The following is a 25,019-nucleotide window of genomic DNA, read 5'->3' as shown; positions in this document are numbered from 1 at the left end:
AAATGAACATTAAGATAAAGAACAGGGAGGCCGGAATCCGGCCTCCCCACCGGTCTTACAAAATAAGCAGAGCTGTAAGCCGGGTTCTGTCTTGGATGATCATCTATCTGGGACTGCCGTCACCGACAGCCTCAAGCGACCCACCTGAGAACGGGCCGGGCCGACCCATGGTCCTCGTTTCGGTCTTGCTTCGGATGGGGTTTACATGGCTCTTTGTGTTACCACAAAGACGGTAGTCTCTTACACTGCCTTTTCACCCTTACCGGCGAAGCAGATCAGCTGGATCTGATCTGCACCGCAGGCGGTATATTTCTGTTGCACTGGCCTGGGAGTCACCTCCACCGGACGTTATCCGGCATCCTGCCCTGCGAAGCCCGGACTTTCCTCAGTCCGGATCTCTCCGGACCGCGACCATCCGCTCTGCTTATCCTAATGAATATAGTCATCTTTTGCTTTTTTGTCAATTGACCTGTCCGATATATGACTTGCAACGGCTGCAGCCGTGCTACAGTACACGCCCTATCGAGGGCGTGTACTGTAGCTTGCGAAAATCCCATTCCAAATCGCTTCGCGATGGGATTTTCGCCGTAAAACTCGGGTTTTTCGCGAAAAAGCCGCGAAAAACGCCTCGAGTTTCGAGCCGGTCTGTACTGTAACGCAGCCGTTACTATACACGCCCCCTCGAGGGGCGGAATCATTGCTTCGCAATGCAGTAACTTGCAGCTTCAGGGTTTTACTGATCAGACCGGAAAGATCCCGCCGCCGACAAATTCTCTGCAGATAGAATTGCCCGGAACAGGAGTCGGGGCGATCCCGACGAAATAGTCCAGGAATTTGATCAGTCGTTTCGCCTCATAGTATTCGGGCTCGTTCTGCTTCACTCCCAGAAGGAGGGGTTCCGCAAACTGCTTCAGGACAGCCAGTTCATAAATGAGAACGGAGTTGAAAACCGCGTCGGCATCCTCCTGGAAAGGATAGATGTTGTTTTCCTCCCCTTCCCTGACTTTTTTCCAGGACCGGAGTGTCTCCTGGGCCGTGTACCCGCGGGTGCGGGCATCACGTACCAGCCTGCGCAGGAGCCTGGCGTCTGTGGAAGGGATCCTGTTGTGTTCATCGATGTTCAGGCTGGTCAGGGCACTGATATAGATCTTGTAGATATTCTCCGGAGGAAGGCTCTCTGTTGTCTTGGGGTTCAGCCCATGGATGCCCTCGATCACCAGAATATCCTTCTCATCAAATTTCAGGAAATCACCCTTGTACTGGCGGCGTCCGGTCTTGAAATCAAAGTGGGGCATCTCGATGGTCTCCCCGCCCAGCAGGTCCATCATGTCGTTGTTAAAGAGCTCCAGGTCCACTGCCTCGAGGACATCGAAATTGTAGTTGCCGTCAATATCGATCGGGGTCCTGTCTCTGTCCACAAAATAATCATCCATGGCAATGATATGAGGGCGCAGGCCGAAGGACTTGAGCTGGATCGCCAGCCGGTGCGAGAAGGTCGTCTTTCCCGAGGAACTGGGTCCCGCCACCAGGATAAAACGCACCTTTTCCCTGTCATAGATCTGCTGGGCGATCTCACCGATCCTTCTTTCCTGCAGGGCCTCCTGGACCAGGATCATATCACTGATACTGCCGCTGCAGATCTGTTCATTGAGGTCACCTACCGTGCTGATGTTGACCAGATCTCCCCATTTGGTTGAGAGCATGAGCTGTTCAAACAGACTGGGCTGCTCGACAAAATCCTCAATCTCCCCGGGCTGATCGATCCTGGGCAGGATCAGCAGCAGGCCGCCCTTGTAGGCCTGGATCCTGAACTGCCTGACATAGCCGGTAGACGGAAGCATGTAACCGTAGAAATAGTCCGAATAGCCTTCCATGCGGTAGACGTTCACTGTGGAGCTTCTGCGGAAGTGGAAGAGCTTTTCCTTGTCTTTCATCCCCTGCCTGCGGAAGATCTCGACTGCGTCATCAATGGGATAGGTCTTTTTGATGATCGGGATGTTTTTTTCGGAAATCAGATGCATTCTCTCCTCAAGTCTGGCAGCAAACTCGGGATTCGCGCGGATATTGCTTCCCAGGATACTGCAGTAGCAGGCATTCCCCAGAGAGAATTCTATCTTGATATGGACGTTTTTGCTGTTTTCACCGAAAATCTCCGAAGCGGCCTTGACAAGCATCATCTGAGCCGTGCGCACATAGGCATTGTATCCGGCGCTGTCCGAAGTCGTGATAAAAGACAGGGCGCCGTCCTTCTCGAGACGTCTGGACAGCTCGCGCATCTTTCCGTTGAAATAAATAAGAGCGATCGAATAGTTATACTTAGGCTGATATTCTTTTACGATAGATTCAAAGGTTGTCCCTTTGTCATACTGCCGGATCGCTCCATTGATCATGACTGTAGGCATGCCTTTTCCCTCCTGTATCTTTAAATCAAACGGCACGGCTCGCCTTCGGGAGCCGCAATTGTCTCCAATGAAGGAAGATTCCTGTGAAGATAATCCTCCATGTAGGGGACAAATAATTTTTCAACGCCGTAATGTCCTGCGTCTATGAGATCGATCCCTTTTTCGACTGCATCCAGACCGGCATGATGGTTGACGTCGCCGGTCACCATGACGTCGGCACCGGCCGCTATTGCCAGATCGATCTCATCCTTGCCTGAACCAGGCAGGACAGCACACGTGACGACCGTGTCGTCCGGATCTCCGTAGACACGCACCTGCTCCAAATGAAAAGCGCTTTTCACAAAAGCAGCGAAATCATCGAGTTTCATATGCTCTGTCAGCTTCCCCGTCCTTCCGATACCCTCCTGGGAAACGTCGTCTTCATAGGTCTTTTCCAGGACCTCCCGGTCCTTGAGCCTGAGCAGGTCCGCTGCGGCATCCGCCATGCCCATGACATCAAAATTTGTATGCATGGCATAACATGCGATATCATTGCGGATCAGGTCTATGATCCTCCTGCCCACGAAGTCGCGGTCATGGATGCTCTTGATCCCGGAAAAAAGCAGAGGGTGATGGGTGATCAGCAGGTCAGCTCCCTCCCGCACCGCATATTCGATCACGGGCGTCGTGGCATCTACCGCCAGACAGACCGTAAGCACCTCCTGTTCATATCTCCCTGTCTGGAGGCCGGAATTGTCCCATGACATCGCAAACTGGGGCGGGCAGAGCTCTTCAAGCTGCGAAATGACATCTTTCAGTTTCATTGATTACCTCCCGTCCGAGGTTCCCCGGCCGTACATCTTCAGGGCTGTGCGAAACAGAATGATTCTGTGTCCGATCTCTTCTGCTTTGGCGAGATGGTCTTCGCTGCGGGCCCCGTTTGTCTGTGCCGCTCTCCGGACAGAGGAATGGATCTTTTTCAGTACTCTCTCCTGCCGGACGAGAAACTCCAAAAGTACCGGATCGCGTCTTTCAAGAAGGACCGGACCGAACAGGTCCTCTGTCTCCTGAAGCAGGGCGGACTTATCCGGAAACGGGCCGGAATCACCACCAGCTGAATCTCCAAAAGGATCTTCCAACGGATCTCTCTTTAGATCTTCTAAATGACCTCCCTTTGGATCTCCCCGCACCGCCCGCACGATCGGATAGTATTTACCGTCATCATAGATCAGGCGCTCATCCTCTATCCGGAATCCAAGCGTCCTCAGCGCCGAGCGGACCTTTTCCGGATCTGACTGGGGTCCCAGGACCAGGGCCTGGAAAGACCTGGTCTTTTCAGGTTCCCGCAGCAGGATCTCCTGCATCATGGAGCCCCCCATTCCGGTGATGACCAGTGTATCCGCCTCGCCGATACAGAAAGCATCCAGTCCGTCAGAGAGCCTCAGCCCGATCCTGTCCTGCATCCCGTAAAGACTGAGATTGCCGGCAGCCTTTTCCAGAGGTCCCTCGATCACATCCATGCCGATCGCCCTCTTAAACCGTCCTTCCTGAAGCAGGCGGATAGGGATATGGGCGTGGTCGCATCCCACATCGCAGACGCACTCACCGCTGCGCGCGAGGTCCGCGATGGCCATAAGGCGCCTGGAAAGGCCCACCGGCCTGGTCCTGGCTGTTCTTTTTTCTTCCGGATCCTCCCGGGACATACTGCCCATACTGTTTCTCCGCAGCCGGCCCCCGCAGGGGCCGGTCTGTTTCATCGTCTGTCTCTGATCTATTCTATAGTCTGTGTGTTATCAGTCGAGATAATCTTTGAGCTTGCGGCTTCTCGAAGGGTGGCGGAGCTTGCGCAGGGCCTTGGCTTCGATCTGCCGGATACGCTCACGGGTGACATTGAATTCCTTGCCGACTTCCTCAAGGGTCCTGGCCCTTCCGTCGTCCAGGCCGAAACGGAGCTTGAGCACTTTCTGCTCACGCTCTGTCAGCGTTCCCAGAACTTCATGGAGCTGCTCCTTGAGAAGAGTGAAGGCTGCGGCATCCGCAGGTACAGGCACGTTGTCGTCCTGGATGAAATCTCCCAGATGGCTGTCCTCCTCCTCGCCAATGGGGGTCTCCAGGGAAACCGGCTCCTGAGAGATCTTGATGATCTCCCTCACGCGGTCCACGGGAATATCCATCTTTTCCGCGATCTCCTCCGGAGTAGGTTCACGTCCAAGCTCCTGCAGGAGCTGTCTGCTCACACGGACAAGCTTGTTGATTGTCTCGACCATGTGTACAGGAATACGGATCGTACGTGCCTGGTCAGCGATGGCTCTGGTGATAGCCTGGCGGATCCACCAGGTGGCATAGGTCGAGAACTTGAATCCCTTGCGGTAGTCAAATTTCTCAACAGCCTTGATCAGACCCAGATTGCCCTCCTGGATAAGATCCAGAAAGAGCATGCCCCTGCCCACATAGCGCTTGGCAATGCTGACAACCAGTCTCAGGTTGGCTTCGGCCAGGCGTTTCTTGGCCTCCTCATCGCCATCCTCCATACGCTGCGCAAGATCCTGCTCCTCCTCCGCAGTCAGAAGAGGGACCTTGCCGATCTCCTTGAGGTACATGCGGACAGGATCTTCAATATTGACACTGTCAGGGATGGTCAGGTCGATGTCCAGATCCTGTTCCTCCGTATTCTCCTCTTCGATGGATACAAGATCTGTCTCGGGGACCTCTTCCTCCTGGGTGCGGATGATATCGATATCACTCTTTTCCAGGATCTGCATGATCAGATCATACTGCTCCTCATCGAGCTTCAGGTCCTGAAATGTCTCAGTGATCTCCTGATACTCAAGGACATTCTTTTTATTCCTGCCCCTCTGGATCAGATCATCGAGCTTCTTCTTGAATTCCTCTCTGGCCTTCTCATCGAATTGCTGCATTGTCATGTACTTTCGTTTCCTCCGGTTTTGAATATGTTCATCTATGTTCTTCTCTCCGCAGACCATGTAGCTGAACACCGCGCAGTCCATACGTGTGGATCAGGTTCGGGTTTCCACACATAAATGCTGAACGGTATACCGGTTACTGTATCTGCAGATGGAACTGCTGTGCTCTGAGGGCTTCCAGCTCTTTTCTGGCTGCCAGAAGCTCCTGCAGCGATATGGCTCCTCCTGGATCCGGCCCGTCCATCCTGCTCATCCTCTCGATCGAGGCCTCGCGGACAGGTATGATCAGTTCCTTGAGTGCCTTTCCGCGGTCAGCCGCATCCTCCAGCCCGTCCATATGCCTGCTGAACATGGCTGCGGCTTCTTCCTGCTGCTGTGCTGTATCAAAAGCGGAAATGACAGACGCTGCGCTCACGGCTCCAGCGCCCTTTTCCATCTGGGCCCATAAAAGCTCCGCTGCCTGTACAAACAGAGGTCCGTCAAAATCCTGCGGCCGGATGTATCGTTTCACCACGGGGAAGATCCCGGGCTCATCCGTGATCCATGTCAGCAGGATCCTCTGCCTGTCCCAGAGCGCCTGCTCTGCCTTTGAGGGCGGAGGCTGCCTTTTCTGATCCCCGCCGCCCGGACTGCTTCCGTTTTCTCCTGTACCCGGCATCGGCCTGCCGCGGTCTGGCCCTCCGGGGTTCTGCCTGCCTGCAGGGCCTCCAGCATAACCTGTATATCCTGATCCTGCTGGTCCTGTAATGCCCCTTCCCTGTCCGTATCTGTTTCCCCTGCCTGTGGAATATGTCCCTGAGCCGGGCCTGTCTCCATATCCGGCCGCGTTTCCGTACTGGGCCACGAGCTTTCTCAGGCTTTCCGTCTTGATCAGGTATTTCTGGGCAGCTGCAGCAATATAATTGTCCCGTTCGATATCATCCGAAAATGTACAGAGCTTTCTGGCGATCTCACGGTGAAAGGCTGTGCGCTGGGAAGGATCCTCCATCCGGTAGGAGCCGGACAGGATCCTGAGCTCATAAAAAAAGCTGTTTTCCGCCCCGTCGATCCGGGCCTGAAAGGCTTCCTTTCCCTCGGCTTTGATGAATTCATCCGGATCCTTGTGGGGACGCAGATCGATCACGGCTGACTCCAGCCCTCCGCTGCGGAGGATCCCTATATTGCGGAGAGCCGCCCGCGTTCCGGCCTGGTCACTGTCATAGGCGAGAAGCACCCTCGCCGCATAACGCTTCAGGAGCGCCGCCTGACCCTGGGTAAAGGCGGTTCCGAGCGAGGCGACCGCTTCGGTAAACCCTGCCTGATGCATGGCGATGACATCCATATAGCCTTCGCACAGGATCAGATAATCCTTTTTACTTCTCTTTGCGAGATTGAGCGCATAGAGATTTCTCCCCTTGTCAAAAACGGGTGTATCCGAGGAATTGATGTATTTGGGATGCCCGTCCCCCAGGACGCGCCCTCCAAAACCGATCACCCTGCCCCTGACATCCTGGATAGGAAACATGACGCGGTTCCAGAAGCGGTCGTGCATACCCTGTTTTTCGTTGTACAGGACTGTGTCCGACTCCAGGATCAGCTCATCGGAAAACCCTTTCTTTTTCAGCCAGGCAGTCAGGTCGCTCCTGGCTCCGTCCGCGAAGCCCAGGCCGAACATTCTCATGGTCTCCGGTGTCAGGCCGCGGTCTGTGAAATACCGCATGCCCCTCTCTCCCCTGGGCGAACGCAGATTTTTATAATAATAAGTAGCTGCCTCTTTATTGACGGCAAGCAGATCCTGCCTGTGCTTCTCCCTCTTTTTGGCCTCTTCACTCAGGTTGTAAGCGGGAAGGGTGATCCCCGCCCGGTCAGCGAGCTCCTGGAGAGCCTCCTGAAAAGTACTGTTATTGTAGCGCATCAGAAAAGTGATCGCGCTCCCTCCTGCCCCGCAGCCGAAACAGTGGAATATGTTTTTGGAGGGGCTGACATTGAAGGAGGGCGTCTTTTCATTATGAAAAGGACACAGGCCGACATAATTGCTCCCCCTTTTTTTGAGATGTACATGGGCGGAGACTACATCCACGATATTTGTATTGGCGAGGACCTCGTCCAGAACCTCCTGCGGATAATACATCGGTTTCCCACCTTTTACAGTACTGACCAGGATTTGGGGATGAACAATTCTTCGTATTTTGCTATGGCAAAGCGGTCCGACATGGCGCTGATATAATCGCACACGGCGCGGATGCGGGACTGGTCATCCACGGCCATTTCTCTGAGGAAGGCCGGCAGTTCATCTGTATGCCTGGAAAAATAGTCAAAAAGCACTTCCACCAGCTTTTCCGCCTTGTACTCCTCCGCCTTGGCCACGGGATCCGAATACACGCGGCGGCGCATAAAGGTGCGCATATCCTTAAAGGCCTGGGCCACGGGCTCAGACATGCCGATCATGGCCTTTCCCTGGCTGGTCCGGATGGTGTCATGGATAAAGCAGTCAAGCCGCTCTCCTGTCGTCTTCCCGACGACTCCGGTGATCTCCGGCGGCACATCCTCCTCCCGGATGATCCCGGCCCGCATCGCGTCATCCATGTCGTGGTGAAAATAGGCGATCTTATCGGACAGGCGGACGATCTGACCCTCCAGCGTAGAAGGAGACCCGCTGGTCTGATGGTTCAGGATCCCGTCCCTCACCTCCCAGCTGAGGTTCAGGCCTCTCCCATCCCTCTCCAGGATATCCACCAGGCGAAGGCTCTGCTCATTGTGCTTAAACCCCAGGGAACAGACCCTGTCCAGGGCGCGCTCACCGGCATGGCCGAAAGGCGTGTGCCCCAGATCATGCCCCAGCGCGATCGCCTCAGTCAGATCCTCATTGAGTCTGAGGGCCTTTGCGATCGTTCTGGCGTTCTGAGAGACCTCAAGCGTGTGGGTCATCCGGGTCCTGTAGTGATCGCCGAAAGGAGCCAGAAAGACCTGGGTCTTCTCCTTGAGCCGACGGAAGGACTTGCTGTGCAGGATCCTGTCCCTGTCCCGTTGAAAAGCAGGCCTGATGTCGCACGGTGTCTCCTTGCGCGCACGTCCCCTGCTCTCGGACGAGAGACTCGCCCAGGGTGCCAGGATCTCCTTCTCTCTTCTCTCCAGTTCCTCGCGGATCGTCATGAATTCCTCCACAGAAACAGCAGGGCACACCGCTGTTGTATCCGGCTCTGCAGAAAAAACAGACAGCCGGCAGCTGAATTTAAGATTCTCCCGCAAGTCTTGCGCGCCGGAAACATGGCTGCAACGTCTTGCTCCGCATACCCGGCATGAACAGGAAAAGGATTTCCCGTATCCATATTACCTTAATACACAGCCTGCACGCCTGACGCGGGTGCGGTAATTATATTATTCTGTAAAAAAAACCGGATTCCTTTTTTATAATTGGAAGAAGAAATAAATTTTTTATAAACAGACAGCCCTGGACGCGGCCCTGCAGGCCGCCCGATGACCGGTCACGAATCGTTTTCACGGTTCGTGAGACGAAAGAAACCCGCACAAATACCGGACTTTTGAGGCAGTCAGTATTTCTGCGGGTCTTCTTGATCGTGGAACGGATGGGGTTCGAACCCATGACCTCTCGCGTGTGAGGCGAACGCTCATCCCGGCTGAGCTACCGTTCCAATCATCAATATCCAGGCACATGGTCCTGAATATGATAGAAAAAAGGGAATCTGCCGATTCCCTTTTTCATGCGGAAGATGGGACTTGAACCCACACGCTGTAGCCAGCACAAGATCCTTAGTCTTGCTCGTCTGCCAATTCCGACACTTCCGCAAGCACTTCCAAAAGGAAGATGCAGGAGATGGGACTTGAACCCACACTATGTTGCCATAACAGGCACCTGAAGCCTGCGCGTCTGCCATTCCGCCACTCCTGCGCAACTGATGAAATTTTAATCCCGACCCTGTCAAGAGCTATGCTTCTGTAAATCATTCTCTCTTCAGTATCTGGAAAGTGGAACCGACGGGGATCGAACCCATGACCTCCCGCACGTCAAGCGGACGCTCATCCCAGCTGAGCTACGGTTCCATTTGCTGACCTCTTTTTGTTTCCTTGCTGTCAACAAATGCCATTATATAGGACATCTCCTGTGAATGCAAGCCTTTTTTTAAAATTTTTTAACGTTATTTTAAAAATGATATTGCGTCTATGATAATCCCATATTATTGCCCCTGTGTCTCCCGCGCTCCGCTTCCCTGTATTCCTTGACATACAATATTGCAAATGTAATAATTATTGTACATATTTCCACAAACCCAAAAACATTTTTATTCAACACAAAGGAGGAATATCTAATGAAACACTCTGAAAACGGACCGTTATCAAGCGGCCCGGGAGCCATCATAGCGATGACTGTGGTCGGTGTAATACTGGCAGTGATCCTCGGGATCTACCTTAAAAATTCAGGACCCGCGCCGGTAAGCGCTGATGTGGAAGGGGCATACACGCCCGGCTCCTACACCGCTTCCGCCGACGGTTTCGGAGGACCGGTCGACGTAACAGTAGAGATTGGAGATAAGGGCGGGATCACGGATGTCGTCATTACCGGCGAAGGGGAAACACCGGATGTCGGCGGACAGGCAATGCCCTTGCTGAAACAGGCTATTCTTGCAGCCCAGAGTGCGGATGTGGATTCCGTATCCGGTGCGACCTATACAAGTGACGCTGTCAAGACAGCCCTTGCCTCTGCCCTTGCCCAGGCCGGCGGCGAAGAAGTCCCCTCCGGTCCCAAGGCGGAGGATGGCAACCTGTTTATCCCCGGTACTTATACAGAGACCGGCACCGGCTTTGGCGGCGAAGTATCTGTAACGGTTACCGTTTCCGAGAATAAGATCGAGGATGTACAGATCAAGGGAGACAATGAGACCGAGAATATCGGTTCCTTTGCGGTTGATATGCTCGATGACAGTATTCTGGAAGCCCAGAGCCCTAATGTCGACGCTCTCACCGGAGCGACCGTCACCAGCAACGCCATCCTGGGCGCGGTGAAAAAGGCCCTCACGGCTGCAGGAGCCGATCTGAGCGCTTTCCCGAAGCCTGAGGATAAGTCCAATGTCCAGAAGACTGACGAGGAGCTTGAGACTGATATCGTGATCGTGGGCGCGGGCGGCGCAGGCATGACGGCTGCCATCAATGCCGCACAGGCCGGCAAAAACGTCATCCTGCTCGAGAAGATGCCTTACGCTGGCGGCAATACCACAAAGGCCACCGGAGGCATGAACGCGGCTGAGACCCACTATCAGAAAGAACAGGGAATCGAGGACACTGTCGAACAGTTCGTCGAGGACACAATGGAAGGCGGCCACCAGCTCAATGACAGAGACCTGGTCACGAAAATGGCTGAGGATTCGGCGGAAGGCATCGACTGGCTCGACTCCATCGGCGCTCCTCTTCCCAAGATCTCCTTCTCCGGCGGAGCGACCAATCAGCGTATCCACGCCCCCGAGGACGGTTCCGGTGTCGGCGCTTATCTTGTCACTGCTCTTCTGAAAAAGATGAGTGAGTATGACAACATCAAGGTCATGTACAACACAGCCGCAACAAAGCTGCTGTCTGAAGACGGTACAGTCAATGGTGTCTTGGCTGAGGGTCAGGACGCCGATTACACCATCCACGCCAAGGCCGTGATCCTTGCCACCGGCGGCTTCGGCAATAACGAAGACATGATCGTGAAATACCGCGAGGATCTGAAGGGAACAGTTACCACCAGCGCACCCGGCATCATGGGCGACGGTATCGTCATGGCTCAGGAAGTCGGTGCAGACCTTGTTGACATAGAACAGATCCAGCTCCACCCCACTGTCGAGCAGAAGACCAGCATGCTGATCACGGAAAGCGTCCGCGGAGACGGAGCGATCCTGGTCAATCAGGATGGAAAGCGCTTCACGAATGAACTTCTCACCCGCGATGTAGTTTCCGCTGCGGAACTGGAACAGCCCGGCAGCTATGCCTACATTATCTTTGACCAGAAGCTCCGCGACGGCCTCAAAGCTATTGAAAAATATGTCTCCACCGGCATCACTGTCCAGGGCGACACCATTGAAGACCTGGCAGCCCAGATCGAAGTCGATCCCGCGACTCTTGCGGAAACACTGAAAAACTGGAACCAGTATGTGGCTGATCAGAATGATCCTGATTTCGGGCGCGATACCGGCATGGATAATGATCTGAGCACCGCTCCGTATTACGCGATCAAGATCGCTCCCGGCATCCATCACACCATGGGCGGCGTCCATATTGACACAGACGCTGAAGTCATCGACACCAACGGCAACGAGATCCCCGGCCTCTTTGCAGCCGGTGAAGTCTGCGGCGGTGTCCACGGCGGCAACCGTCTGGGCGGCAACGCGGTAGCAGATATCGTCGTTTTCGGCCGGATCGCCAGCGAAAGTGCTGTTGAATACTGCGACGAGAAGTGATACATTAGGTATGGCAAACGTATCTCTTGATCACTGATACCAATTACTGATACCAGAAGCGGTACATTATTTTAAGCAGACGGTATCTCTTAATTCATGATCGTATGGAAATCAGGGGGGATCGAATCCCCCCTGATTTTTTACCTGCAGATTTATTCTTTTTGGGGTAATGCATTTTTTTATCTGTTGAAGTATTCTTTTATCTGTAAATTTATTCTTTTATTCAAAAATGAGGGCATCTATGAATCTACCTCTGAAAAAAGCGGACTTCTTCCTCCTGTTCTTTTTTCTGGCAGCGGCAGCCCTGATCGCCGCGGCGCCGCTCACCGGTTCTGACGACGGAGGTCTGAAAGTAAAGATCACCTGCCGCGGAGAGGTCATGGGCATCTATCCCCTGGATAAGGATATCGATGTTGAAGTCTCCCGCGAAGGCCATCTCAACATTGTATCCATACAAAATAATACAGTCCACATGGATTTCTCTGACTGCAAAAACCAGATCTGTGTCTATACAGGAGAGATCTCGACCGCCGGGGAAACTATCGTCTGTCTTCCAAATTTTGTGATCGTGGAAATAATCAGCAGTGAGAAGGGAGGCGGGGAAGATGAAGCCATCGATGCCATTGTCAAATGATCCGAATAACCTGGACAAGCGTCAGCCCGGCTCTGAGAATATCGCGAAGAGAGTTGCCCTGACCGGACTTCTCGCCGCTCTGACCCTGATCTTCTCCTATGTGGAAGCTCTTGTTCCCTTTAATGCGGGTGTTCCCGGAGTCAAGCTCGGCCTGGCCAATCTGGTCCCGCTGATCATCCTCTACCGTCTGGATGCCCGGTATGCCTTTGCGGCAAACCTGATCCGTGTGATACTCGCCGGCCTCCTCTTCAGCGGTCTCTTCGCCGCCCTCTACTCTCTGGCCGGAAGTGTTACCAGCTTCCTGGTCATGTGGCTGTTAAAGAAAACAGATCTCTTCTCTGTGATCGGGGTGAGTATGGCAGGCGGTGTATTCCACAATCTGGGACAGCTTGTCGTCGCCATGATCGCCGTTTCCGGCCTGCAGCTCATCCACTATATGCCGGTACTGATCATCTCCGGAATCGCTGCCGGAGTCATTGTGGGGATCGGAGGAGTCATTCTGATCGGCCGTATCCCCGCTAAGTTGTTTATGTAGGATTACTTATATAGTTCTTTATATCCTTATAAACTGGATCCTTTCAGGCTGTTTATACAGGATTTGTCCCTGCTATGTTTGTGGTTTAGCTGTGTCGATACAAAAACCGCCTGCCTCTTTTTACAGAGACAGGCGGTTCTTTTGTCAGTTTGGATTGATTCTTTTGGCAAGCGGAGAACCTGCGTTTTCCTCAGGTTTTCTTTACTTCGCAGCTTCTGCTGCAGCCTTCTTGGCTGCTGCAGCCTCAAGAGCTGCCTTTTTCCTCTTTTCCGCTTCCTTTGCTTCCATTGCGGCAAGAGTAGTTTTAACCTTCTCAAGCTGCTCTTTGGTATGAAGCATATCCTGGATCGCGCCGGTAGGGCACTTAACAACGCACATACCGCACATCTTGCACTTGGCAGGATCAATGGATGCCACGTTATTTTCGACATGGATGGCGTCGAACTTACAGGTCCTCTGGCACATGCCGCAGCCGATGCAGGCGACGGAGCAGTGCTTGCGGGCATCTGCGCCCTTCTCGCTGTTGTGGCAGCGGACGGCGATCTTGGCCTTATCAGGAACGATCTTGATCAGGTTGTTCGGGCAGGCCTTGACGCAGGCGCTGCAACTGACGCACTTGTCGCGGTTGACAAGAGCTACGCCCTTGATCACGTGGATCGCGTCGAAATCGCAGGCGGCCTCGCAGTCGCCAAGTCCCAGACATCCGTTCGGGCAGGCCTTGCTGCCGCCGAAAAGCTGCTTGGCAGCCTTACAGGTCGGGATATCCGCATAATCGAAAAGCTTCTGAGCATTGTTGGTCGTGCCGTTGCACATGACATAGGCAACGTTCTTTTCCATGCCGTCCGCGCTCTTGCCGAGGATCTCAGCAAGCTTCTCCGCGCAGGCAGGGCCGCCGACCGCGCACTTGGTGATCGGGACGCCGTCCGGATCTTCTACCAGGGCGTGTGCATAGTCATCACAGCCTGCATAGCCGCAGCCGCCGCAGTTGGCACCGGGCAGTTCAGCACGCATGAGAATGAATTTGGGATCTTCCTGAATAAAGAATACCTTGGAAGCAGCCGCAAGGATGATGGAAGCGATCAGGCCGACAACGACGACCAGTACGACCGGAATAATAATCTGACTCATCACAGACCTCCTTCCTTACGAGAACATCCCGCCGAATCCCATGAAGCTCAGGGCCATGATGGCCGCAGTGAGCAGGACGATCGGAACGCCCTGCCAGGACTTCGGAATACGGCTCTGGTCGACGAGCTTGCTGCGGACACCTGCCATGAGGATCATGGCAAAGAGGAAGCCGAGCCCGGCGCCAAATGCGTTGAACAGGGACTGGAGATAGTTGTAACCGCTATCGATGTTGCTGATGCAGACACCGAGCACAGCACAGTTTGTTGTGATCAGGGGAAGGAAAACACCCAGGGATTTATACAGGCCGACCATGTTTTTCTTCATGAACATCTCAATCAGCTGCACGAGGGAAGCGATGACCAGGATGAAGACGACGGTCTGCAGATATCCGATGCCCTTGCTGTTCAGGAGCTGCTGAATCGGCCATGTAACAGCAGTTGCCAGAACCATGACGAAGGTAACGGCAATGCCCATGCCCGTAGCGCTCTCACTGTCCTTGGAAACGCCAAGGAAGGGGCAGATGCCCAGGAACTGCGCAAGGGGGTAGTTGTTGACGAGGACCATACTGATAATGATGATCACATACTTAGCCATGAATTATGCCACCTCCTTTGAGCAGCCGCTGCCGTCGACGCAGTCATCTGCGCTCGCGCAGCCGTCGCATCCGAAGCTGTCCTTGATCTTGGACTTGTCTTCAGTGATGTAATGCACAAATGCCATGACGATCGCGTATACGGCGAATCCGCCGGGAACCAGGGTCATGATGCTCATGCCGGGCATAATACGGGACAGAACCGGGATACCGCACCATGTGCCGGCGCCGGTGAGCTCACGGATGGAGCCCATGACGACCAGGGTAGCGGTGAAGCCGATGCCCATGCCGACGCCGTCCAGCAGGGAATCAAAGACGCTGTTCTTATTAGCAAACATCTCGGCACGGCCCAGAATGATGCAGTTAACAACGATGAGCGGCAGGTACAGGCCCAGTGATTTATCCAGAGCCGGCGCGAAAGCCTTGACGACCAGCTGGACGATCGTGACGAAACCTGCGATAACCGTGATGTAGCACGGAATACGGACGCTGTCCGGAATGATTTTACGAAGAATCGAAATAACGATGTTGGAGCAGATCAGAACCGCCGTAGCGGAAACGCCCATACCAAAGCCGTTTACGACGGAAGTGGATGTTGCGAGCGTCGGGCAGGTACCGAGAACCAGGACGAGAACCGGATTCTCTTTGATCAGTCCGTTTGTAAGAATAGAAAGCTTGCTCTTATTTTCCATTACTGTGCACCTCCCATCGCTGCAAACTGGCTCAGGGCAGCAGCCACACCAGAGTGGATGGCCTGTCCGGAAACGGACGCGCCGGAGATAAATGCAAAGGGAGCAGATTCCTTCTTAATATTGTCCGCGCTTGTCAGTTCGGTCATTCCGCCGTACTGTGCGAGGTAATCCGCTTCCATGTTTTTGGTACCGACACCGGGTGTGTCTGCATGCTCTGTGACCTTGACACCGGTGATCACACCCTCGCCGTCCATACCGACCATCATGGTCAGCGCGCCGCCGAAGGATTTTGTTTCGACAGTCATGACATAGCCCGCGCCGTTATCCGCTTTGTAGGCTTCTGTCACCACGGCCTTGCCGTCACTGCTCGCTGCTCCGGTTTCCTCAATCTGAGTGAACGCATCCGCAGCAGGCAGGATCTCAGTTCTGGCTGCGTCAGCGGCCGCCTGATTATTTTTGATAATGATCGGGTTTGCAACCTTGTAAGTAAATGCCAGCGCAAGAGAAACAACGAGGCAGATGCAGCTGAGTACGATTACGGGGGCTGCAAACGAGCTTTTAGAATTTTCCATCACATGCCCTCCTTATGCGTTCTTTTCCGCCGCTGCCTTTTTGCGTTTTGAAATCCCGTAGAACTGGTCCTCAGCGAAGTTGTTGATAAGAGGAGTCATGATGTTCATGAACAGGATCGCGAAGGAAACGCCTTCAGGATAAGAGCAGAACAGGCGGATGATCATTGTCACCAGACCACAGCCAATACCGAACAGCACTTTGCCCAGAGGCATGATCGGGGATGTTACATAGTCGGTTGCGCAGAAGACCGCACCGAACATCACGCCGCCGGCGAAGATATGGAATGCAGCCATATACAGTGCGGACTGACCGTCGGGGCCGCCGCCGATCACTGCATAGTACACGAGAGCGAAAATAAATACAGTCGCGACAAAGCATACCGGGATGATCGGGGAGATGATCTTCTTGGCGATCAGGAAGATCGCGCCGATCAGGATAGCAAGAGCGCAGGTCTCACCCATGGCGCCGCCGATGTTTCCAAGGAACATATCCTTGAGGGAAGGCGCATAGGCAAGGCTGCCGTCTGCCAGATAGCCCAGAGGGGTCGCGCTGGTAACAGCGTCGATCTTCTGGAAATTGGTTGTCGGCCAGCAGGACATAAAGGAAGTAAAGGACAGGAACAGGGTAATACGGCCGACGATAGCCGGGTTCGCGAAGTTCCTTCCCATACCGCCAAAGAGCTGCTTGACGATGACGATCGCGACAAAGCTGCCGATGATGGCGATCAGGATCGGCATGAAGATCGGATACTGGATGCTCTCCAGGCGTGTCAGGTTCGCGGGCAGGTTCAGTGCAAGGATCAGACCTGTGACCAGAGCACTTCCGTCGCGGACAGTGACAGGCTTGTTGAGGATCTTCTCATAAGCCCACTCAAAGAACGCGCATGCAGCCATGCAGACAGCGATCAGTACGACGGCGGGAACGCCGAAATAAACAATACTCATAACAGCCGCGGGGCACAGAGCAGCCACGACAAACAGCATTGTCTTGGTTGTATCCAGGCTCGTCACCAGATGGGGCGAGTTGGATACGGTCAAATTATCATAATATTTCGTATTACTTGCCATTTGTGCTCGCCTCCCTTACCATTGCCTTGCCCAGCTTGTTCATAAAGGCCAGCGGACGATGCGCGGGGCAGACGAACGAGCAGCTGCCGCACTCCATGCACTGCATGACCTTGAGGTCATTCAGGCGCTCCACATTGCCAGCCTCATATGCATCTGCAAAACCGGTGGGCAAAAGCTCGAACGGACATGCCTGATGGCATCTGCCGCAGTTGATGCAGGCCGTCTCCTCGGGAATCCAGGCCTGTTCCCTGGAAAAGACGAGGATCGCATTGTTGTTCTTGACGATGGGCATCCTGTCGGAGAAGATCGCGCGACCCATCATAGGACCGCCCATCAGGATCTTTTTGGGGGGCTTGCGGTAGCCGCCGCAGAACTCAACGACGTCATGGATCTCGGTGCCGATGGGAGCCACAATGTTCTTGGGCTCGGCAACGGAATCGCCGTCCACGGTCATGCGCTTTGAAATGAGCGGAATACCGTCCTTCAGATACTGGCCCAGGAAAGCGATCGAAGTGACGTTGGAAACGATGCATCCCAGATCCGCCGGCAGAACGCCTGCGTCACAGACCTTGCCAAGCACCTCATAGATCAGGACACGCTCCGCGCCCTTCGGATAGCTTGCCTTGAGCGGGAATGTGTACATATTGTTGATGCCCTGCTGTGAGAACATCATATCAAAGTTATCGATGGCATCCTGCTTATTGTCCTCGATACCGATATAGCACTCATCGAGTTCAAGGTACTTCATGACGGCAAGCGCGCCGTCGATCACGTTTTGGGCATCCTCCAGCATTGTCCTGTGGTCCGACGTAATGAAAGGCTCACACTCCGCACCGTTGATGATCAGCGTCTTGACGCTGTTCATGTCCTTGGGATTGAATTTGAGCCAGGTCGGGAAAGATGCGCCGCCCAGGCCTACCAGGCCGCTTTCCTTGACAGCTTCCACGAATTCCTTGTGGTTTGTGACGACCGGCGGTTTGATCTCAGGATCCATTGTCTGCTGTCCGTCGGACTCGATGACAACCATCGTGTCCATACCGCCCATGGCGTTACGCTGTGTTTCAATACCGGTCACCTTACCGGAAACACTGGCGTGGACAGGCACATGCAGAAACGCATCCGTGTCGCCGATCTTCTGGCCCACCAGGACCGTGTCCCCCTTTTTGACAAGGGGCTTACAGGGCGCACCAATGTTCTGCGACATGGAGATCCTGACAGTAGCAGGAACCGGCATGATCTCTGTCGCACATCCGGCCGTGTGCTTATGATGGCCGGCGTTAATGCTGTTCAAATGCCTTGATTTGAAAAACATAAGTTAGCTCCTCCCTTTCTCCAAATGTGACATATGAACACCGTCCTTATCACACACACCCCCACAGTGCGGATCCAGGACAGATTGTTCCATTTTCATTTCGGGAAAACCGTCAGGCAGTCCCTCATGCCCTGCCCGATCTGGTGCAGAGCAGCCGGCTGCGGTCCCGGTTTTCCTGTTGAAGGAACTGTCAGCAAATAAAGATGCAAAACAGAACCTAAGCACATCTAATATATTATAAACCAGAAGTGAATTTCCTGTCTGCCCGAATTGTGTACAGAATTAAAAAAACTGTTCCTTTTTTAGTACAATTCAGCCGTCAATCGCCACAGGGTATCGCTACAGGATCCAAAGCGGCGGGCTATAAAGATCATCCGCTCAGCTTCCAGGCCTTTTTTTACAATTCACTCCCTGTCGGGGCGCGGCAGACAAGACTCAGAAATTAAAATATGCATCCAGAAAAGCAAACCTGCGGCGGATCCACTCTTCCATCTCTTCCATCTCCTCCCGGCCTCCTGTCTCCAGCGGCCAGCGTTCAGCTTCTCTTATCATGGCTCCGCTGCTCTCGAGGATCTCTCTGTTTCTTTCCGCCATCCCGCAGACAGAGGAAGCACTGATTCCGGCCTGTCTCCAGGATGTCCAGAGCTTTCTCAGGGAGTCCTCCAGCTCCGGGTCAGTCTCCAGAAAGGCAGCATAATCAAAGGTACTGTCCTCCCTGGACTTCAGGCTCCGGGCGGTATCCGGGTCAAAAATGACATAATTTTCTTCCGGCTGGTAAATAAAAACATCACCGAAGGAATAATTCATGTCCCAGATCGTGCGGTACAAAGAGTAGCCTTCAGGAGTATTCCTGGCTATCAGAAAGGTATTCTTCCAGTTGTTGTCCATTCCGTGGATCAGTGTGCAGAACAGATCCATCCTGACCACACTGTCCAGATCCGCGCTGAGCCCGGCGTCAGTGAGGGTCTCAGGATCCTTTGTCCTGAAGCAGAAGCTGTGAAAGGCCTCCATGGGTTTCCATGTGGCAGTGCTGTCCCAGGCGAGGGGGTAGCGGATCTCCACGCAGGGCAGTCCATGATCATTGAGGATCTCCAGTACCTCTTCCCCCTCTTTTTCCTCATAAAGGTCCAGATAGGGATATTCCCAGTCCCACCGGTCGATTTTATAAAGGATATCCCCCCGCTTGAGCCCCAGCTGCTTCCTGTCCACAGGTTCCATCAAAGTGTAGATCCCCTGGTATTCATTGTCCAGGAAGACCTCTGTGTATTCCATATGAGAAGAGGCTTCAGGCCCGGGGGTGCAGGAGGCAGTCTCCTCCCACAGCTCATAGGCTGTCATCTCCCGCACTCTGGTGCTGTCTGTAAAAAGAGGGTTCAGGATCCAGTCGTCATCCCGGCGGAGTCCCAGCCAGGAGGCATCCGTCTTCTCCCCTCTTTCATCCACCAGGGAGATCTTATAAGGTTTCTTATCCAGAGTGGAGGATACATTCCCGCGGACATGGAAGGTGCAGCGGAATTCTTTTCCGGCATCGCCCGGATCGTTTTCTGTCCCTGATCCCGCGCCGGTTATGATCCTGATCCGGCCCTCGTGAACCTCTTTCCGGACTATTTCCTCCTGGTCCGTCCTGTGCAGACAGACGGCAGGAAGGCCGGTCAGGACAACCTGGAAGGACATCCTTTTTTTGCCCGAGACAAGGACGGCGCGGAAGGGATGGCTTTCCCTGACTGCCTCTTCCGGTACCCCTGTCCAGTCATCTGTCAGCAGGAACACAGAGGCGTTTTCTTCAGAACCGGATAGACCGGCGGCCAGATCTTTGCAGTTTCCGGTCTGACCTGTCCCCTGAACAGTCTGAAGGTCACAGGGAATAAAGACTGTCGTGGACGGTGCATCACAGGGAACAGGCCCTCCCTCCCATAAAAGGGCGGAGGGATCAAAATCCTCCTCCTGCGTTCCCCTCTCCAGCTGTTCAAATTTTCTGGCGGAGACAAATTCCCCGGTCCTCCCGCTTTTCCCGCCGCCGGAATCCGGCAGCCTGAGCAGAAGCGCCGCTATTGCCAGAAGGCAGGTAAAGACCAGTAAAAACGGTCTGATGATCCTCATAATCACTCCCAAAGTGTTTTAAAGGTAAGGATCCACTGCCGGACCCTTACCTTTAAAATACTTTACAGATATACAGTTCCCAGTATTTCCTTTCCGGAAGCCAGGAGCAGTTCTACTTCCTCGGCGGCAGTCCTGTAAACAGACTCTCCCACTCTCTCGACAACGACACAGGCGTTCGCGTTCCTGAGCGCCCGGATGGCAGAAGCGTTTTTCTCCAGATCCTTTGAGGCCTCAAAAGTCACATTGATGCCGGCTTCCTGGGCACGGGAGCTCAGAGTCCTGGCCAGATTATCGATCCGGTTTCCTCCTAAAGAACTGACAAGAATTACATGACACGATTCCCCGGGATCAGTCAGGGCTTCCACTCTGGCAATGAGTACATCGCAGGCAGAGACAAAGGGCATATTGGGGGCGCCGCTTACGATCTTATCCACCAGTCTGTCAACCGGGAAGCGTTTTCTCCTCCCTGCGGCTCCTGCGGAGAAAGTCATGAGATTTCTGAGTCCGTATCCGACGTTGATCTCATCATCTGTCAGGATCTTTCCTGACAGCAGGATCCTGACTGCCCAGAAAAGGACCATCAGGAAGATTCCTCCTGCCATACCGACGATGCCGTATTTAATACCGTTTTTCAGGATCGTCTTCATGGATGCGCCTGTAGCTTCCGTGGGCTTAATGAGTTCCTTCAGACTTGTCTGCGACGTCTGGAGGTTTTTCTGAAGGGTGGCGATCGAATTCTGAAGCTCCGTCTGCTGCTGCAGGAGGGCGGTATCGACCGCGGTCTCTTCGCTCCGGCTCACCAGCTCAAGGTCATACTCTCCCAGAGTGCTCTTGAAGGCATCCCTGTTCTGATCGATCTCCTCCAGAATATGGTCCATGATCTTTTTGGAAAGATCCATGTCCATACTGCGGGCCTGCACCTTGAACACGCTGCTGAAATGATACTGATCCGTTGTGACAAGCACCAGTTCCCGCACGCTCTGTTCCGTGACACCCGCTTCCGCAGCGATCTTGTCAAAGGAAATGTTGGAGCTGATAAAATCCGTATAGGCATGGACGACATTGCTGGCATTGACGATAGCCGGACTCTGTGTCTGTCCGGCCTGCGCGGCAGAAGTGTCGGCTTCTTCCATCCCGGGAGTCTTCACTACCATGGAAATCGTGGAGACACACTCATTGTGAGGGTCGATCTGCATCAGCAGTGATTCATTAAAGTATTTCTGCTTATTGTCGATCTTGGTCTGAAACTTCTCGATCGCTCCGGAATAGGCTTCGACGGAGGCATTGTAAATCTCCATCGCAGCGAGGTATTCCTCGTGGGCGACATTGGAAACTCCCCTGTTTTTGTACTCACGCAGGACCTTCATGCCGGCGAGCAGGACCGCAAGGATCAGGCCGAAGAGGAACATGCTGCGCCAGTGCCGCAGTGTCAGAAGCAGAAGTCTCGGAAGGCTCACCTCCCTCATCGGAGTGGCCGGATGGTTTCGGTTTGTATAATTCTGATTATTCAATGCAATCCTCCCAAATCTAAGAACCTGCGTTCATTATAGCATAGTGCCGCATCCAGTGCAAAGAAGTACGTCCGGAACTGCAGCATCAGTTTTCATGCTCCGTTTTTATGCGCAGTTTTTATGCGCCGTTTATATGCACTTAATGACCATGCGCTCCGAAATCGTGACAGTAATCTTGAAAAATGTACTTTCTGGTCATCATGTCAGCATCAGGACCGCAGTCTTTTCTTAAATATTGTTTTCCTGACCAGATCCATACAGAAGCCTGTCATGAAGCTGTCCCGCAGGATAAACAGGGCACCCGTGTACACAGCTGCCCCCAGAACGACTTCGCAGACCAGGGCCGGGAAATTCGCGTGGAAAAACGGATCGATGAGACGGACCGCTCCAAACATGAGCACTGCCGCCAGGAGTTTTTTCCAGCCGTCCCGCACGAGGACAATGGGATGAAAGGATTCTCCGGAGAAAGCCACATACAGGATCGTGATCACCAGCTCGGCGATGATCGAGGCCGCGATCGCTCCATAACCCCAGTATCTCGGGATCAGGAACAGGTTGAGCACCAGATTCACACAGGAGCCCATAATAATAAACCGGGCACTCTGAGCCCGCTTTCCCGACGGGGTATAATACTGCGAACCCAGACAGTTGCTGACGCCTATGATCACGACGATCGGGCTCATCAGGATCAGCATGGTGATGGATCTTTCATAACCGGGTCCCAGAAACCAGGGGATGAACCTGGGTGCCACACCCGAGAGACCGAAGCAGATCGCAAGTCCCATGAAAAGGATGTAATTGATCGAGGTCTCGATCCTGCGGCGGATCTCGTCATATTTTTTCTCCGCAAACAGGAAGGAGATCCGGGCTCCCAGCACACTGTTCAGCGCCGTAAACGTCAGTGCCTTCATGATGTTGATCAGCTTGACAACACTGTCGTAATAACCGTTTTCCGCTTCGTTGCGGGTAATCTCTCCGATCAGGGTCTTGTCCAGAACGGTATAGACCGAAGTCGCGATCGAGGGAATGAAATAGACCATCGTCTCCTTCAGGTGGCGCCGGATCCGGAGGGTCCTGAAGTCCACCGGGTCCAGAAAGCGCGGCATGTAGAGCCACATGGACAGATTTCCCAGAAGCGTACTCGCTGACAGGATAATGATATAGATCATCAGATCTTCCGGCTTATGCACGAACAGGAAGATCAATATGACGCCCGCGAGTTTGAAAAGCGCGTTCTTGGTCACCGTATATCGGAACTCCTCTATTCCTGTAAAGAACCAGGAGATATCGAACATGACCGCCAGAACCGCCATGATCTGCGGAATATAGTAGATCCTGTACCGGTCCCTCGTATAAATAAACAGCAGGAAGGCGATGATGGACAGAGTCGAGGTCACCACTGTCATGAGCTCGATCTCCCAGAAAAGCTTAGAGCGCAGCGGCCTGTCCTTTCTGTTGCGGGCGATCTCCCTTGATCCGTAAGAGACCGTGCCGAGTGCCGCGAACATGGAGAAATAGGTCTGATAGGAAGCGGTGAAGCTGTAGATCCCGTTTTTTGCCGCCCCCAGGACCCGCGCCAGATAGGGCGCTGTGATCATGGGAAGGATAACGATCAGGACCTGATAGGCCATGCTCAGGACAAAATTAAGGCGTACGCTCGGCTGACTGCCGCCATCCTTTTTCTGTGGTCCCTGATCCGGCTGCGGATCCATTTCCGGTATGGCTTTCTGAAGCTCCGGATCAGATTGTTGATTAGTTTCCGGTGCAGCTTTCTGTGGTCCCGGATCAGATTGCGGTTCTGTTTCTAATATACTTTTCTTTGTGCCCAATCCCGGCTGAGGACCGTTTCCCGGAGGCGCTCCGGTAAAGATGTTTCTCCCGCCGCCGCGCCGGCCCCGTCTCATGACATCCAGGGCGTACCAGAAGGCGAACAGGCTGCAGCACTGTTCCGGATCCATGAGGACGTTGTTCATCAGACTGTAGCCGGCGATGCACACCATCCAGATACACAGAACAGTGTCCCTGTTCTTTACAGCAGCGACTGAGATCATGGCGTAAATGCCAAACAGGATGACTGCAAAGATCAGGCCGTAGTTGATCAGCACCTTCATATAGGCGCTGTCGATATAAAAATAATTGGGGGACTGCAGGTCTCCGTTCTGGTAGACGACCTGACCGAAGGGATGGATGCCGTACCTCTTTAGTCCCTCTGCCGCATGACGGATGCGGAAATGGGTCAGCTTGTCATCGATCTTCAGCCACTTCTTGTTATTCCCGTTGTAGCGGGAAACCACCTGATAAGTAAGAAACGCCAGCACCGGATAACATGCGCCCGCGAGAAACCGCATCAGTCCGCAGTCGGGAAACAGGTCGATCCCGCCATAGAAACTGACCAGATAAAGAAAGACAAAGAAGGTTGTGATCAGGAACGGGATATTGGTGTTGGTCCTGATGTAGACAAGGAGATTGATTCCTTCCAGGACAGCCAGAGACCAGAGCGGCAGCCTGGGCGGGCATTGCCTGTTCAGGCGGATCCTGCGGACTTCATCGAGAGACCCCGTATAGGCATAAGCGCCGCAGAAAAACAGATTAAAAATATAAAAAGACGGGAAAGAGACAAAGCGGAAGCCCATATAGTCCCGGACCCTGTCGCCGTCGATCAGCGGCGGTCTCCAGATGAGCCCGATTTTATCAAATAACAGGACTCCCAGATAACAGGTCAGACAGGTCCAGAACATGACCTTGCAGATTTTTTTAAAAGAAATGTCCTTCACTGCCATCATCATGACAAACAGCTGCAGAAAGGTGATCCCGGAGCCCGCCATTTTCTGGATCATCATTAGATAACAGAAAAAGACGGCGGCAACAGAAAAAGCCCGGGCTGCCAGATGCATGTCCGAGAGCAGGATCCTGACAAGGAAGAGAAGCAGGCAGAAATAGCGGATCAGCTTGCCCAGTTCCGTACCAAAAATCACAGCGAAGCCGCTGTCTTCTATATAAGCCTGCACCACCCACAGGATGAGGCCGGTAAAGGTCATGAGCTCGTCCAGCCGGACCCGCGGTGCTTCCTGCGGGATCCGCACTCTTGCAGCTCTACTGTCAAAAATCATAGGATAACTCCAGGCTGGTCTGTACCAGC

The 25,019-nt window shown here is 53.6% G+C and carries 18 protein-coding genes, 4 tRNA genes and 1 other RNA gene; 3 read left to right on the top strand and 20 right to left on the bottom strand.

Annotated features, from left to right (window positions below):
- Positions 1 to 59: 59 nt before the first annotated feature.
- From rnpB to BLT02_RS06940, 11 genes are all read right to left on the bottom strand, one after another.
- Positions 60 to 427, bottom strand: an RNA gene (gene rnpB, locus BLT02_RS06995) — RNase P RNA component class A.
- A 313-nt stretch (positions 428 to 740) separates the two neighbouring features.
- On the bottom strand, positions 741 to 2,402 hold the full coding sequence (locus BLT02_RS06990) for a nucleoside kinase (RefSeq protein ID WP_092992936.1): 1,662 nt from the start codon (positions 2,400 to 2,402) through the stop codon (positions 741 to 743).
- 20 nt (positions 2,403 to 2,422) lie between these two features.
- Positions 2,423 to 3,205, bottom strand: coding sequence for a Nif3-like dinuclear metal center hexameric protein (locus BLT02_RS06985; RefSeq protein ID WP_092992934.1), 783 nt, complete (start codon positions 3,203 to 3,205; stop codon positions 2,423 to 2,425).
- Positions 3,206 to 3,208: 3 nt separating this feature from the next.
- A complete protein-coding gene (locus tag BLT02_RS06980) occupies positions 3,209 to 4,093 on the bottom strand; it encodes a tRNA (adenine(22)-N(1))-methyltransferase (RefSeq protein WP_175453731.1) in 885 nt (294 codons plus the stop codon).
- Between the two features lie 81 nt (positions 4,094 to 4,174).
- On the bottom strand, positions 4,175 to 5,305 hold the full coding sequence (rpoD, locus tag BLT02_RS06975; RefSeq protein ID WP_242869725.1) for an RNA polymerase sigma factor RpoD: 1,131 nt from the start codon (positions 5,303 to 5,305) through the stop codon (positions 4,175 to 4,177).
- Positions 5,306 to 5,441: 136 nt separating this feature from the next.
- Complete coding sequence (dnaG, locus tag BLT02_RS06970; RefSeq protein WP_092992930.1) at positions 5,442 to 7,415, bottom strand: DNA primase; 1,974 nt, start codon at positions 7,413 to 7,415, stop codon at positions 5,442 to 5,444.
- Between the two features lie 14 nt (positions 7,416 to 7,429).
- On the bottom strand, positions 7,430 to 8,437 hold the full coding sequence (locus BLT02_RS06965; protein WP_092992928.1) for a deoxyguanosinetriphosphate triphosphohydrolase: 1,008 nt from the start codon (positions 8,435 to 8,437) through the stop codon (positions 7,430 to 7,432).
- Between the two features lie 426 nt (positions 8,438 to 8,863).
- Positions 8,864 to 8,937, bottom strand: a tRNA-Val gene (locus BLT02_RS06955).
- A gap of 70 nt (positions 8,938 to 9,007) precedes the next feature.
- Positions 9,008 to 9,091, bottom strand: a tRNA-Leu gene (locus BLT02_RS06950).
- Positions 9,092 to 9,111: 20 nt separating this feature from the next.
- Positions 9,112 to 9,194: transfer RNA gene (locus tag BLT02_RS06945), tRNA-Leu, on the bottom strand.
- Positions 9,195 to 9,272: 78 nt separating this feature from the next.
- Positions 9,273 to 9,346 (bottom strand) — tRNA-Val (locus BLT02_RS06940).
- 266 nt (positions 9,347 to 9,612) lie between these two features.
- Between BLT02_RS06940 and BLT02_RS06935 the strand changes: the two genes are divergently transcribed.
- The 3 genes from BLT02_RS06935 (at position 9,613) to BLT02_RS06925 (ending at position 12,905) form a co-directional block, all read left to right on the top strand.
- Complete coding sequence (locus BLT02_RS06935) at positions 9,613 to 11,736, top strand: flavocytochrome c (RefSeq protein ID WP_242869724.1); 2,124 nt, start codon at positions 9,613 to 9,615, stop codon at positions 11,734 to 11,736.
- A 241-nt stretch (positions 11,737 to 11,977) separates the two neighbouring features.
- Positions 11,978 to 12,370 (top strand): NusG domain II-containing protein, encoded by a 393-nt coding sequence (locus BLT02_RS06930; RefSeq protein WP_175453730.1) that lies wholly within the window; start codon positions 11,978 to 11,980, stop codon positions 12,368 to 12,370.
- Positions 12,342 to 12,905 carry a Gx transporter family protein gene (locus BLT02_RS06925; RefSeq protein WP_242869723.1) on the top strand — a complete coding sequence of 188 codons (564 nt, stop codon included), beginning with the start codon at positions 12,342 to 12,344 and terminating at the stop codon, positions 12,903 to 12,905. Before BLT02_RS06930 ends, BLT02_RS06925 begins: the two co-directional genes overlap by 29 nt.
- A gap of 201 nt (positions 12,906 to 13,106) precedes the next feature.
- Here the strand turns inward: BLT02_RS06925 and BLT02_RS06920 are convergent, their stop codons facing one another.
- From BLT02_RS06920 to BLT02_RS17750, 9 genes are all read right to left on the bottom strand, one after another.
- Entirely contained in the window at positions 13,107 to 14,033 is a 927-nt protein-coding gene (locus BLT02_RS06920; RefSeq protein ID WP_092992920.1) for an RnfABCDGE type electron transport complex subunit B, read from the bottom strand.
- Positions 14,034 to 14,048: 15 nt separating this feature from the next.
- Positions 14,049 to 14,627: an electron transport complex protein RnfA gene (locus BLT02_RS06915; protein WP_092992918.1), complete on the bottom strand. Its 579-nt coding sequence runs from the start codon at positions 14,625 to 14,627 to the stop codon at positions 14,049 to 14,051.
- A 3-nt stretch (positions 14,628 to 14,630) separates the two neighbouring features.
- On the bottom strand, positions 14,631 to 15,317 hold the full coding sequence (locus BLT02_RS06910) for an electron transport complex subunit RsxE (protein ID WP_092992916.1): 687 nt from the start codon (positions 15,315 to 15,317) through the stop codon (positions 14,631 to 14,633).
- A complete protein-coding gene (locus tag BLT02_RS06905) occupies positions 15,317 to 15,889 on the bottom strand; it encodes an FMN-binding protein (protein WP_092992914.1) in 573 nt (190 codons plus the stop codon). Before BLT02_RS06905 ends, BLT02_RS06910 begins: the two co-directional genes overlap by 1 nt.
- 12 nt (positions 15,890 to 15,901) lie before the next feature.
- Positions 15,902 to 16,957, bottom strand: a complete 1,056-nt coding sequence (locus BLT02_RS06900; protein WP_092992912.1) for an RnfABCDGE type electron transport complex subunit D — start codon at positions 16,955 to 16,957, stop codon at positions 15,902 to 15,904.
- Positions 16,947 to 18,269, bottom strand: coding sequence for an electron transport complex subunit RsxC (rsxC, locus tag BLT02_RS06895; protein WP_092992910.1), 1,323 nt, complete (start codon positions 18,267 to 18,269; stop codon positions 16,947 to 16,949). The genes BLT02_RS06900 and rsxC overlap by 11 nt, the downstream gene beginning before the upstream one ends.
- Positions 18,270 to 18,704: 435 nt before the next feature.
- Positions 18,705 to 20,369, bottom strand: a complete 1,665-nt coding sequence (locus BLT02_RS06890) for a CotH kinase family protein (RefSeq protein ID WP_092992908.1) — start codon at positions 20,367 to 20,369, stop codon at positions 18,705 to 18,707.
- A gap of 62 nt (positions 20,370 to 20,431) precedes the next feature.
- Positions 20,432 to 21,880 carry a hypothetical protein gene (locus tag BLT02_RS06885; RefSeq protein WP_092992906.1) on the bottom strand — a complete coding sequence of 483 codons (1,449 nt, stop codon included), beginning with the start codon at positions 21,878 to 21,880 and terminating at the stop codon, positions 20,432 to 20,434.
- Between the two features lie 209 nt (positions 21,881 to 22,089).
- On the bottom strand, positions 22,090 to 24,990 hold the full coding sequence (locus BLT02_RS17750) for a flippase (RefSeq protein ID WP_242869722.1): 2,901 nt from the start codon (positions 24,988 to 24,990) through the stop codon (positions 22,090 to 22,092).
- Positions 24,991 to 25,019 lie beyond the last annotated feature (29 nt).

The sequence above is a fragment of the Sarcina sp. DSM 11001 genome (genome assembly GCF_900101015.1).
Taxonomy (GTDB): Bacteria; Bacillota; Clostridia; order Lachnospirales; family Lachnospiraceae; genus CAG-791.
Note: the sequence above shows the minus strand (reverse complement) of the source record. Positions and strands in the feature narration are given on the sequence as shown.

Excerpts from the sequence above, each read along its gene's own strand:
- BLT02_RS06920 (WP_092992920.1), bottom strand. The coding sequence starts at position 14,033 with ATGAGTCAGATTATTATTCCGGTCGTACTGGTCGTCGTTGTCGGCCTG.
- rpoD (WP_242869725.1), bottom strand. The coding sequence starts at position 5,305 with ATGACAATGCAGCAATTCGATGAGAAGGCCAGAGAGGAATTCAAGAAG.
- BLT02_RS06900 (WP_092992912.1), bottom strand. The coding sequence starts at position 16,957 with ATGGCAAGTAATACGAAATATTATGATAATTTGACCGTATCCAACTCG.
- BLT02_RS06935 (WP_242869724.1), top strand. The coding sequence starts at position 9,613 with ATGAAACACTCTGAAAACGGACCGTTATCAAGCGGCCCGGGAGCCATC.
- BLT02_RS06985 (WP_092992934.1), bottom strand. The coding sequence starts at position 3,205 with ATGAAACTGAAAGATGTCATTTCGCAGCTTGAAGAGCTCTGCCCGCCC.
- BLT02_RS06925 (WP_242869723.1), top strand. The coding sequence starts at position 12,342 with ATGAAGCCATCGATGCCATTGTCAAATGATCCGAATAACCTGGACAAG.
- BLT02_RS06890 (WP_092992908.1), bottom strand. The coding sequence starts at position 20,369 with ATGAGGATCATCAGACCGTTTTTACTGGTCTTTACCTGCCTTCTGGCA.
- BLT02_RS06905 (WP_092992914.1), bottom strand. The coding sequence starts at position 15,889 with ATGGAAAATTCTAAAAGCTCGTTTGCAGCCCCCGTAATCGTACTCAGC.
- BLT02_RS06930 (WP_175453730.1), top strand. The coding sequence starts at position 11,978 with ATGAATCTACCTCTGAAAAAAGCGGACTTCTTCCTCCTGTTCTTTTTT.
- BLT02_RS17750 (WP_242869722.1), bottom strand. The coding sequence starts at position 24,990 with ATGATTTTTGACAGTAGAGCTGCAAGAGTGCGGATCCCGCAGGAAGCA.
- BLT02_RS06965 (WP_092992928.1), bottom strand. The coding sequence starts at position 8,437 with ATGACGATCCGCGAGGAACTGGAGAGAAGAGAGAAGGAGATCCTGGCA.
- rsxC (WP_092992910.1), bottom strand. The coding sequence starts at position 18,269 with ATGTTTTTCAAATCAAGGCATTTGAACAGCATTAACGCCGGCCATCAT.
- dnaG (WP_092992930.1), bottom strand. The coding sequence starts at position 7,415 with ATGTATTATCCGCAGGAGGTTCTGGACGAGGTCCTCGCCAATACAAAT.
- BLT02_RS06980 (WP_175453731.1), bottom strand. The coding sequence starts at position 4,093 with ATGGGCAGTATGTCCCGGGAGGATCCGGAAGAAAAAAGAACAGCCAGG.
- BLT02_RS06910 (WP_092992916.1), bottom strand. The coding sequence starts at position 15,317 with ATGGAAAATAAGAGCAAGCTTTCTATTCTTACAAACGGACTGATCAAA.
- BLT02_RS06990 (WP_092992936.1), bottom strand. The coding sequence starts at position 2,402 with ATGCCTACAGTCATGATCAATGGAGCGATCCGGCAGTATGACAAAGGG.
- BLT02_RS06915 (WP_092992918.1), bottom strand. The coding sequence starts at position 14,627 with ATGGCTAAGTATGTGATCATCATTATCAGTATGGTCCTCGTCAACAAC.